At 53.8% G+C, this 9,647-nt stretch carries 13 protein-coding genes; 4 read left to right on the forward strand and 9 right to left on the reverse strand.

Translation table 11 applies throughout. From position 1 onward, the window contains the following. Positions 1-54: 54 nt before the first annotated feature. Positions 55-1,428, reverse strand: coding sequence for a carbohydrate ABC transporter substrate-binding protein (locus ACNSPV_RS13035; protein ID WP_055184864.1), 1,374 nt, complete (start codon positions 1,426-1,428; stop codon positions 55-57). 415 nt (positions 1,429-1,843) lie between these two features. Between ACNSPV_RS13035 and ACNSPV_RS13040 the strand changes: the two genes are divergently transcribed. The 4 genes from ACNSPV_RS13040 to ACNSPV_RS13055 all read left to right on the forward strand — a co-directional run bounded on the left by ACNSPV_RS13040 (position 1,844) and on the right by ACNSPV_RS13055 (position 5,059). Then, positions 1,844-2,710, forward strand: coding sequence for an AraC family transcriptional regulator (locus ACNSPV_RS13040; RefSeq protein ID WP_348583056.1), 867 nt, complete (start codon positions 1,844-1,846; stop codon positions 2,708-2,710). A 19-nt stretch (positions 2,711-2,729) separates the two neighbouring features. Further along, the gene (locus tag ACNSPV_RS13045; RefSeq protein ID WP_348585179.1) at positions 2,730-3,839 is read left to right on the forward strand and encodes an aminoglycoside phosphotransferase family protein; all 1,110 of its coding nucleotides are present in this window, start codon (positions 2,730-2,732) and stop codon (positions 3,837-3,839) included. 156 nt (positions 3,840-3,995) lie between these two features. Continuing rightward, positions 3,996-4,481 carry a DUF5131 family protein gene (locus ACNSPV_RS13050; protein ID WP_348583055.1) on the forward strand — a complete coding sequence of 162 codons (486 nt, stop codon included), beginning with the start codon at positions 3,996-3,998 and terminating at the stop codon, positions 4,479-4,481. Between the two features lie 14 nt (positions 4,482-4,495). Next, positions 4,496-5,059 (forward strand): alpha/beta fold hydrolase, encoded by a 564-nt coding sequence (locus ACNSPV_RS13055; protein WP_348583054.1) that lies wholly within the window; start codon positions 4,496-4,498, stop codon positions 5,057-5,059. An 80-nt stretch (positions 5,060-5,139) separates the two neighbouring features. Here the strand turns inward: ACNSPV_RS13055 and ACNSPV_RS13060 are convergent, their stop codons facing one another. From ACNSPV_RS13060 to ACNSPV_RS13095, 8 genes are all read right to left on the reverse strand, one after another. Further along, a complete protein-coding gene (locus ACNSPV_RS13060; RefSeq protein WP_348583052.1) occupies positions 5,140-5,592 on the reverse strand; it encodes an aminoacyl-tRNA hydrolase in 453 nt (150 codons plus the stop codon). Between the two features lie 12 nt (positions 5,593-5,604). Next, on the reverse strand, positions 5,605-6,039 hold the full coding sequence (locus ACNSPV_RS13065) for a pentapeptide repeat-containing protein (protein WP_348583049.1): 435 nt from the start codon (positions 6,037-6,039) through the stop codon (positions 5,605-5,607). 12 nt (positions 6,040-6,051) lie between these two features. Next, positions 6,052-6,501, reverse strand: coding sequence for a low molecular weight protein-tyrosine-phosphatase (locus ACNSPV_RS13070; RefSeq protein WP_348583047.1), 450 nt, complete (start codon positions 6,499-6,501; stop codon positions 6,052-6,054). A gap of 57 nt (positions 6,502-6,558) precedes the next feature. Continuing rightward, a complete protein-coding gene (locus ACNSPV_RS13075; RefSeq protein ID WP_317421033.1) occupies positions 6,559-7,335 on the reverse strand; it encodes an HAD family hydrolase in 777 nt (258 codons plus the stop codon). Continuing rightward, entirely contained in the window at positions 7,320-7,781 is a 462-nt protein-coding gene (locus tag ACNSPV_RS13080) for a DUF523 domain-containing protein (RefSeq protein WP_348583046.1), read from the reverse strand. The genes ACNSPV_RS13075 and ACNSPV_RS13080 overlap by 16 nt, the downstream gene beginning before the upstream one ends. Positions 7,782-7,866: 85 nt before the next feature. After that, positions 7,867-8,166, reverse strand: a complete 300-nt coding sequence (locus ACNSPV_RS13085; protein WP_348583044.1) for a helix-turn-helix transcriptional regulator — start codon at positions 8,164-8,166, stop codon at positions 7,867-7,869. 265 nt (positions 8,167-8,431) lie between these two features. Beyond that, positions 8,432-8,725, reverse strand: coding sequence for a helix-turn-helix transcriptional regulator (locus ACNSPV_RS13090; protein WP_348583042.1), 294 nt, complete (start codon positions 8,723-8,725; stop codon positions 8,432-8,434). Positions 8,726-9,257: 532 nt separating this feature from the next. Beyond that, the gene (locus ACNSPV_RS13095; RefSeq protein WP_348583040.1) at positions 9,258-9,635 is read right to left on the reverse strand and encodes a desulfoferrodoxin family protein; all 378 of its coding nucleotides are present in this window, start codon (positions 9,633-9,635) and stop codon (positions 9,258-9,260) included. Positions 9,636-9,647 lie beyond the last annotated feature (12 nt).

Consider the following 9,647-nt stretch of genomic DNA (forward strand, 5'->3'; position numbering starts at 1 on the left):
TACAGCCCAAAAAAGCGGAGGCGGTAAAAACCGCCCCCGCTGGGCAGGGCTTAATTACTCGATGATGTTGGCGCGCATCTGGTCGCTGGCGGACTTGATGCCGTCGATCCACTGCTGCTCGGTCATGCTGCCGGACACCAGAGAGTTGACAGGGTCGAAGAACACGGTGCGCACTTCCACGCCGGGGATGGCGCTGAAGGCTGCAAAGTTGCCCATGGCGGCCTTTGCGCCGTTGTCGTAGATGGAGTAGAACATCTTGTTGTCGCCTTCCAGACTGTCGGCGATGCCCAGCACAGGCTGGATAGCGCCGCTCTCGGCAAACAGCTTGCAGGCTTCGTCGCTGTACAGGTAAGCCACGAACTGCTTGGCGGCATCCTGATGCTCGGCACCGGCGGGGATCCATGCCTGCTCGAACCAGGTGTAGCTGTAACCATCGCCGCCGGCCTTGACAGCGGGCAGGGCGGTCATGCCCCACTCAAAGCCGTCTGCACGGGGAGCCTCGGCCATCTCGCCCACGATCCAGGTGCCGTTGGGCATGAACAGGGCCTTGTTGTCCAGCACCAGCTGCTGGTTCTGGGTAAAGTCCTGATCGTTGGCCTGTGCGGGGGTGATGGGGTTGGTGTAGGAAGCCAGCTTTGCCACGATATCAAAGCAGGTCTTTGCCTCGGGGGTGTCCCAGATGCCTTCTTCGTAGTGGGTGGCCTTGTTGAAGAACTCCGGGCCGCCGGCAGCGTACATCAGCGCATAGAAGAAGGCGTCGAAGTAGCCGGTGGTGGGGTAGGTGAACAGGTAGGTGCCCTCAGCGGCAGCCTTGTCGCCCAGTGCCCACATCTCGTCCCAGGTCTTGGGCACGTCCCAGCCCTTTTCCTTCAGGAAACCGGCGTTGTAGAACAGGCCGCAGGGGCTGTAGAACATGGGAGCCAGATAGGTCTTGCCGTCGCCGTAGGGGTTGGTCAGGGAGGTGTCGGTAAAGCCGCCGGCGATCTTCTCGCTCACCTTCTTGCTCTCGCCGGGCACGGTCATGCTCAGCACGTCGGTGATGTCGGCGATCAGGTTGCCCTTGATGAACTGCTCGGTCAGGGCAGCCTCACGGCCGGTAGCCAGATGGACAACGTCGGGGTAGTCGCCGCCCTGCATGGAGGGGCCGATGACGTCCTCCAGCTTCTTGTCGGTGGTCAGGTCCACCTTGATGCCGGTCTGTGCGGTAAAGGCCTCGGCGACCTTTTTCCACATATCAGCGCCGTAGCCGGTCTCGATGGCGGCTACCTTGATGGTAACGTCTGCAGCCGCCGCTGCGGAAGAAGCGGCGGTGGAGGATGCCACGCTGGATGCGGTGGAGCTGGAAGAGCCGCCGCAGGCAGCCAGACCCAGTGCAGCGGCGCCAACGCCGGCCGCCTTCAGGAAATTACGACGAGAAATACGATTCATACTGTGTTGCCTCCATCATTTTGTTCCGTTCAAACACAGCCGGGCAAACAGGCTTTGCCCGAAGGACTGTGTGTTTTTCTGCCTCCAATATAAATTCTTTCGCTTCCTTGCTCAAGAGGTTTGTTGTTTCATTTTTTATAGATGTTGCTTTCTGAAAAATTCTTCCAGCAAAAGTGCTAAAAATCTTTTAAAAATTTCAGCATAATCCCCAGCCTGTAACTATTTTGACATATTTCGAAGGGACTTGAGAAACAAAAATATAAAAATTAGCCTAAAATCAGGGCTTGCTTTTTTTGTGTGTTCCCTCTATAATGAGGGTAAAGTGCACGAAACAACGCACCATTTTGGGGTAATGTTTTTAGAATGTTGCGTTTATTTTTAGAAAATTTGCGTTTCCCGAAGGAGCCGATCATCTATGAGTACCCAGCGCTTTGATATCCGCCACGCGCCCGCCCCGCGGGAATCCTTCCGTCTGCTGTACATCAGCAAGAGCCGGTTTGGCGGCGATTGGAACAGCACTGCCCACACCCACTCCTGCACGGAGCTGTTCTACTGCCTCAGCGGCGAGGGACAGTTCTACCTTGCCGGGCAGCTGTTCCCGGTAAAGCCGGACGATATGGTCATTGTGAATCCGCAGGTGGAGCATACCGAGCTTAGCCTGAACGCCTCGCCCTTGGAGTATATCGTGCTGGGCGTTGCCAGCATGGAGTTTTTGTTCAGCAAGGCGGATACGAACTACGCCATCTTCAATTGCCGGGAGAACCGGGAGCGGATGGTTACGTTGCTGCACATGCTGCTGGCCGAGGCCGACCGCAGCTTAGACGGCTGCGAGACCGTTTGTCAGGACCTGCTGGAGGTACTGCTGATCTGGCTGGTGCGCTGCACCACCATTTCGCTGCAGCTGGAGGAGGCTGCCCCGACCGAGAACCGGGAGTGCGCCGAGATCAAGCGGTATCTGGACACCAACTACCGCGAGGATATCTCGCTGGACCTGCTGGCAGAGCTTACCCACCTGAACAAATACTATCTGGCCCACACCTTCCAGCGGGAGTACGGCATTTCCCCCATTACTTACCTGAACCGCCGCCGCATTGAGGAGAGCAAGCATATGCTGGGCAACACCAGCTACAGTCTGGCGCAGATCAGCGAGCTGATGGGCTTTTCCTCCCCCAGCTATTTCTCCCAGTGCTTCCGCAAGGCGGAGGGCATGACCCCCAACGAATACCGCCGTCAGACGCGGCAGGGAAAACGCCCCGCCCCGACAAAACGGCATGAAGTATAACGAAAACGAGGAATTTATGATGAAATCCGTTACCCTTTCTCTGCTCCAGTCTGCTGCAAATGCCTTTGATTTTGGCGGGCCTGTGCTCTGCGATGCTCACCACTATGGTGAGGGGCATATCAACGACACCTTTGTGGTCTGGCGGGAAGATCATTCCAAACGCTTTATTTTGCAGCGCATCAACACAGATACCTTTACTAACCCGGTGGGCCTGATGGAGAATGTCTGCGGCGTGACCCGGCATCTGCGGGCGAAAATTCTTGCCGAGGGCGGCGACCCAGCACGGGAAACGCTGAATGTCATCCCAACTTTGTCGGGGTCGACTTGCTATCTGGATGCAGACGGCGGCGCATGGCGTGCCTACGACTTTGTAGAAGATACCATCTGTTTGCAGCAGGTCGGCAGCGAAACCGACTTCCGCACCGTGGCCGAGACACTGGGCAAATTCCAGAACCAGCTGGAGGATTACCCAGCCTCCACCCTCCACGAAACCATCGCCCGCTTCCACGACACGCCCAACCGCTATGCCAATTTTGAAAAAGCCCTCGCCGCCGATGCACTGGGCCGGGCAAAAAATATCACGTCGGAAATCGAATTTATCCATGCGAGGGAGCAGGACTGCCATGTCCTGCTGGATCAGCTGGCAGCTGGCGAAATTCCTCTGCGCGTCACCCACAATGACACCAAGATCAACAATGTCCTCATTGATGCCGCTACCGGAAAAGGCATCTGTGTCATTGACCTCGACACCGTGATGCCGGGACTTTCGGCCTACGACTTCGGCGATTCCATCCGCACCGGTGCCAACGACTGCGCTGAGGACGAACCTGACCAGAGCAAAGTCCATTTTGACCTGCATCTGTACGAAGTGTTCGCCAAAGGGTATCTCTCCACTGCCGGGGCATCCATGAGCATGGCAGAAAAAAAGAGCCTTGCATGGGGTGCAAGGCTCATGACGCTGGAATGCGGCATCCGTTTTCTGACTGACTATCTGGAGGGCGACCATTATTTCCATATTGCTCGCCCGGATCACAACCTCGACCGCGCCCGCACCCAGTTCACACTGGTGCGGCAGATGGAAGAGGTTTTCGATCAGATGCTGGAAATCGTCTGCCCGGACAAGCGCTGATTTCGCAATCTCCTCCATTCGGATACAGCAAGAAGCATGGACGCTCTCCTTTTCGGGGGCGTCCATGCTTCTTTTTACAGCTTATCCCTACACACCCATCAAATCGTCCTTTGAGGACGCTGGGAGCGTCGAGGACATGATGCGCTGCAGCAAATTATGAAAGCCCTTTTCAGCCCTGACCAAATTCTGTTTGACCTACCCTTCAAGCACAAGGGCATTATGTGCGCACCCTTCATCGGACCGGTAAGCATCCGGCAGTACCTTTCCGCCGGGCAAATCGAGCAGGTCATCTGCGGCGGCGAAAACTATGATGGTGCCCGCCCCTGCAATTTCGATTGGGTCAAATCGCTCCGGCAGGAATGCGTGGATGCCAACGTGACCTTCTGCTTTATCGAGACCGGCACCGTGTTCATCAAGGACGGCAGGCGCTACCACCTGCCAAACAAGCAGCTGCAAAGCCGGATGGCTTATAAATCCGGCATGAATTTTCAGGGCAGGCCCATTCATTTTGACCTCGTGGACGACTGGGGCTACCCCATCCCGCAGGAAGATCTCTATGTGCCCCATTTCCGCGCAAACTGCGAGACCTGCGGCAGCAAGTTGATCTGCAACGGCTGCAGTGACTGTGGAAAATGCTTATAAAATAAAGGAGTTCTATGAAGAACCAGAAGAAAAAATCGTTTCCCCGCAGAGTGTTCCTCTGCCTGCTGGCTGTTTTGCTGGCCGTCTATGCTCCCCTCCTGCACGACCTTGCCGAGGACGGCATTCTGTGCGTACTGGTCAAGATGCCCTGCAATCTGGCCGTACTGGACATGAATGCGGCGGACAGCATCCCGGAACGCTTTTCCGAAGTCACAGACTGGTACATCGGTGGGCACTCGCTGGGCGGGGCCATGGCGGCAAGCTATGCGGCCAAGCACACCGATGAACTGGACGGTCTGGTGCTGCTGGCGGCCTACTCCACCGCCGACCTGACCGACAGCGGCCTGCGAGTTTATTCCACTTACGGCAGCGAGGATGGTGTGCTGAACCGCGAAAAATACGAAGCCGACCGCACGAACCTCCCACAGGACACCACCGAAACTGTCATTGACGGCGGCTGTCATGCCGGATTCGGCAGCTACGGTGCCCAGAAGGGCGACGGCGCGCCTGTTATCTCCGCCGAGGAACAGCAACAGCAGACAGCGGATGCACTGGCGGCGTGGATGGATCTTCAATAAAAAGCAAAATATCCCGACCATTTTCCTGTATGTCACAGGAGAATGGCCGGGACTATTTTTATTATTCCGCGAACCAGCACTCAATACAAATGGAACTTATGGCTGATCTGGTGTGCAATTTCATCCGGCAGCGGACGGAACCCGATGCAGGTCAGAGTCATGCCCTCGCCGTTTTCATCAAATTCTTCCGGTTCCAGCTCGGTGTGGCAGGCATCCCGGATGAGGAAAAAATCACGGTTTTCCACAAGTCCCAATTCCTCGGCAATGGTCTTTGCTTTCAGCAGTTGATTGCGGTTCTTTGCCCCGCAGATAGTTTTGGTAAAAGAGCCATCGAACCATTCTTCATAGGTTGCTTTCTCCAACATGATTTCTGCCCGATAGCCGGTAATTTCTCCGTTTTTCTCAATGGGTTCCACGCCCTGTCCCATGCCGATGGGGTCGGTGAGGAATGCCAGCGAAGCATGGCAGCACTGCGCCGCCAGCTTACCGGGAGACATCTGCAGATCTTTTCGGGCAATGATGAGTTGACGCATTTTCTCTCCTTCTTACGACAGCTTGATCTTCAAATCTGCCAACAGATTCACCGCTTCCGGCAGGGAAAACTTTGCATCCTTCAGGCGGCTGCCCAGAATGTCCACCCTATAACCGGCGGCATCCCGGAAATCCGCCTTGCGCAGGTCACACTGGTAGAATTCCGTTTCGTGAAGTTCCACGCCCTTGAAATTCGCCAACTGCATCTCGCATTTGGCAAACATGGAGCCGACAATTTCGTTGCCGTCCGAAAAGTCGAAGCGGTTGAAGTTCATTTCGGTGAAGGTGTTATATTTCAGACTGCACTCGTTCAGCGTGGTATGATCCAGTTCGCATTTGGTAAAGGAGCAATCCACAAACACGCAGTCGGTAAAGTCGCAATCCTCAAAAGCCTCCTCGGTGAACGACAGATCAGCAAACCGTTCACCCTCACAATAACGCTCTGTCATAAAATTCTCCTGTCAGCGCAGTTCTTCCGGCAGAGCCGTGCAGCCTTCCAGCACATCCTGCCATGTAGCTTCAAAATCCCCGGTATACCACGGGTCGGCCACATCGCCGGGGCGGCGGGTATGATCCATCAGCAGAGACACTTTATGCTCCGGGTCGCCGCCCACAAAGCGCGCCATATTGCGCAGGTTGTTGTGATCCATGGCGATCAGGTAATCGTAGGTTTCGTAATCCCTCCGGGTCATCTGCCGGGCGGTTTTATCCTCGCAGGAGATGCCGTGCTCGGCCAGCTTCCGCCGGGCGGGCGGATAGACCGGGTTACCGATCTCCTCGGTGCTGGTGGCGGCGGATGCGATTTCAAATTTATCAGAAAGCCCGGCTTTGGCCACCAAGTCTTTCATTACAAATTCGGCCATTGGGCTGCGGCAAATGTTGCCGTGGCAGATGAAAAGCACTTTCGTCATGTCAAAATATTTCCTTATATCGTATCATTTTGAATTTTGCACACATGCGTGCAAAATTCAGTTCTGCTTCAAGAACTCCCGCAGCACATCCTCTGGGCGGGGTGTATGGTTCGGGTACTTTTCCCGCAGCGGTGCGGCGGCACCATCCATAATGTAGGGCACACCCACAATGTCCAGCATCGACACATCGTTATAATTGTCGCCAAAAGCCATCACATCGGCAAGGGCGATGTCCAGAGTCTTGCAGATGCTGCGCACACCGATGCCCTTGTTGGCAAAGGTGGTGTCGATCCAGTACGGCCCTGCCACAGCGCAGTTCGCCTCTTTCCATCGTGGGACAAACCGTTCCGTGTAAGATTCTACGCCTTCGTGCAGATACACCGATACTTTTGTGATCTCCTCCGGCACCTCGGAAGGGTCATGGATGATTTGATAATTGTTCCCGATGAACTGAATACGCTTGAGCATTCCCAGACCCCGCTCCATCAGGTATGCAGTATTCTGACCTGAGAGCATCACTTCACCCTGCCCGTCGCTGCGGGTCCACAGGTCGTTGGCGATTTCTTCGGCCAGTGCACGGGGCATCGGGTTCTTGGCGATGCACTGTTCGTCTTTATAGATCACGCCGCCGTTCTCACAAAGAAACACACAGCAGTCTGCCACCGGTGCAAAGAGCTTGCGCAGGCTGGTATACTGCCGGCCGGATGCCGGGCAGAACAAAATACCGCGCCGATGCAGCTCCCGTATCTGTTCAAAGATCTCGCCTTCCAGCTCTTTCCTGCCGTATTGCAGCAGCGTACCGTCAATATCGCTGCAAATCAGTCTGATTGACATTTTCCGTCCTCATTTTTCAAGATAATTTTAGGCAATTCCCCGGCATCCAGAACACGGATGCCTTCGTCCATCAGCATCTTGGCAAAAACACCCTGTCCGGGAATCTTTGTCCCAGAAAACGTTCCGTCGTAGATTTCCTTCACGCCGCAGCTGGGACTGCGGGATTGCAGGATGGCAAGCTCCACCCCATTTTCTTTTGCAATGGCAAGGGCTTTCGCTGCACCTGCCCGGAACTCCCGGTCCACATTGATGCCCTCTTTGTTCGTGACAACGCCCTGCGCGATTTCCGCCGGGCACCGCGGTGTGGGCAGGCCGCCCAGCACCTCCGGGCAGACCGGAACCACCTGATGCCCCCGCGCAAAATCACAGACCGCCTGATTGTAATTGTTTCCGCCGCTGTATTTGCAGTTTTCGCCCAGCAGGCAGGCGCTGACCAGAATCTTCATTGTTGCGCGCTCCGTTTTTCAGATACTGAATCTTTTCCCTATTCTACCACGCTTTTGGGCATTGAAAAAGAGGATTTTGCTTTTCCTATCCCCATACCGGGAGGTCCGCCGTAATCTTTTCTAATTCCTGTGCAAGAAACGTCAGTCTTTCCCTCAGATGGTTGTTATGCGGTGCATCTCCGTTCAGCAGATAGTCCGTTCTGACATTCAGGCAGGACGAAAGATCCTGCAGCAACTCAATCGAGCAGCAGCGGCTTCCCGTTTCAACTTTTGCAAGATGGTTCGCACTAACGTTCAGCATTATACTCAACTGTTTCTGTGTAATCCCTTGCTTTTTCCGCAAATCGCGGATACGTCCGCCGAATTCTTTTGCATCAAATCGCATTGTTCAATCCTTTCCTTTGCGCCGAAAACACAAACAGGCCGAGACTCCTTTTCCGAGTCCCGGCCTATTTTCAGCTTGAAAATGCACAATGACCGCGACTCGATGGAGCTGCTCTTGTGAGCAGCTCACGGAGTATTATCAGCCTTTAATGCATTTCAGGCAATTTTCCCTCTTGCGCAACTGAAACTTGCGCCATGGCGATATTATAGCAAGTGTTTTCATCACTGTAAAGCACTAAAACATACTGTTTCAGCAACAAAACTGCTCATTTTTCTGCGATTTGCTTTGGTGGCTGCAATTTTTTCTTGAGGTCATCCAGCATCTTGCAAACCAATATACTGTTTTCAGAACAACCTTTCAGCAGGAAATCGCTGCTGACTCTCATTGCGTCCGACAGGCGTCCCAAGTGGTCTACTCCCAGATTGCGCTGTCCTTTTTCCAATGCGCGAAGCTGCTGCACTGAAATTTCAGCTTCTGCTGCAAGCCGTTCCTGCGTCCAGCCTTTTTCGAGGCGGCTTCCGCGGATTCTGTTGCCGACTTGCACTTTGTCATAACTCATATTCGGTCGTCCCTTCTGCTGCTACGCAGCGGTTTGGGCGGAGGAACTGGGTTTTGTTTGCAATCCTCCCTGCGATAAAGATGCTTTCTCCTTTTCCGCATATCAGGATAATGCATGCGGATTCAAATTCGACTTTATTTCACAAAAGCGAATTTGCTCATAAATTACCACAGAGTATTTTTTCCGTCAAGTCCTTTTTTGCGGCGGAACGTGACAAATTCACACAACAAACTCACAAGAATGAATATCTGCATTCGAATCGCACATATTTCACTATAAACTCGTTTCAAAAACATCAATATGTCTTAGTTTGCAGCGCAACCATATCAAATTTTCTACGTTTTTCACAGGTCTCATTTTCACGATTCCACGCAAAAAATTGAACGCTGTCAGCGTTTAACAAACGCATATAGTGTGCCTACTCATTTTATCCATCCCATTTATACACAGTTCCGAACCAAAAGAACCGCATAAAGTTCTCATCAAAAAACAGGGAGTGACATCAAATCACTCCCCGTTTGCATTGATTGTATCAGAGTTTCGTCATCCAGAGCCCATGCAGATTGCAGTATGCGTAAACGGCCACCGGCTTTTCACTTCCCAGTTCAAACACCGCGTTGGGAGCCCGCCCCAGATTCAGATAGCGGATCTGCCCGCCGTTCTCAGTCTCCACAAAAATCCACTGAATATAGTGAACATCCGCCATGGGGTGCTCCACCGCGCCCACTGTGACCGTGAGACGACTGCCGGAAAGCTCTGCCACCGGCAGATGCTTCTCGCCGCTGGCTTCCACCGTATTGGGAACCAGCTCTTTCATTTTCTCCCCGCAGCAGACCAGCGGAGCGCCTGCGTTATGGATGATAGTGACGAGGTTGCCACAGTGATTGCAGATGTAAAACTTTGCCTTCATATCGAAATCCTC

The organism is Faecalibacterium sp. 3 (assembly GCF_048323735.1).
Lineage (GTDB): Bacteria > Bacillota > Clostridia > Oscillospirales > Ruminococcaceae > Faecalibacterium > Faecalibacterium wellingii.

What these genes read in the sequence shown, in the direction of transcription:
- ACNSPV_RS13035 (WP_055184864.1), bottom strand. Translation starts at nt 1,428, where the DNA reads ATGAATCGTATTTCTCGTCGTAATTTCCTGAAGGCGGCCGGCGTTGGC.
- ACNSPV_RS13040 (WP_348583056.1), top strand. Translation starts at nt 1,844, where the DNA reads ATGAGTACCCAGCGCTTTGATATCCGCCACGCGCCCGCCCCGCGGGAA.
- ACNSPV_RS13045 (WP_348585179.1), top strand. Translation starts at nt 2,730, where the DNA reads ATGAAATCCGTTACCCTTTCTCTGCTCCAGTCTGCTGCAAATGCCTTT.
- ACNSPV_RS13050 (WP_348583055.1), top strand. Translation starts at nt 3,996, where the DNA reads ATGAAAGCCCTTTTCAGCCCTGACCAAATTCTGTTTGACCTACCCTTC.
- ACNSPV_RS13055 (WP_348583054.1), top strand. Translation starts at nt 4,496, where the DNA reads ATGAAGAACCAGAAGAAAAAATCGTTTCCCCGCAGAGTGTTCCTCTGC.
- ACNSPV_RS13060 (WP_348583052.1), bottom strand. Translation starts at nt 5,592, where the DNA reads ATGCGTCAACTCATCATTGCCCGAAAAGATCTGCAGATGTCTCCCGGT.
- ACNSPV_RS13065 (WP_348583049.1), bottom strand. Translation starts at nt 6,039, where the DNA reads ATGACAGAGCGTTATTGTGAGGGTGAACGGTTTGCTGATCTGTCGTTC.
- ACNSPV_RS13070 (WP_348583047.1), bottom strand. Translation starts at nt 6,501, where the DNA reads ATGACGAAAGTGCTTTTCATCTGCCACGGCAACATTTGCCGCAGCCCA.
- ACNSPV_RS13075 (WP_317421033.1), bottom strand. Translation starts at nt 7,335, where the DNA reads ATGTCAATCAGACTGATTTGCAGCGATATTGACGGTACGCTGCTGCAA.
- ACNSPV_RS13080 (WP_348583046.1), bottom strand. Translation starts at nt 7,781, where the DNA reads ATGAAGATTCTGGTCAGCGCCTGCCTGCTGGGCGAAAACTGCAAATAC.
- ACNSPV_RS13085 (WP_348583044.1), bottom strand. Translation starts at nt 8,166, where the DNA reads ATGCGATTTGATGCAAAAGAATTCGGCGGACGTATCCGCGATTTGCGG.
- ACNSPV_RS13090 (WP_348583042.1), bottom strand. Translation starts at nt 8,725, where the DNA reads ATGAGTTATGACAAAGTGCAAGTCGGCAACAGAATCCGCGGAAGCCGC.
- ACNSPV_RS13095 (WP_348583040.1), bottom strand. Translation starts at nt 9,635, where the DNA reads ATGAAGGCAAAGTTTTACATCTGCAATCACTGTGGCAACCTCGTCACT.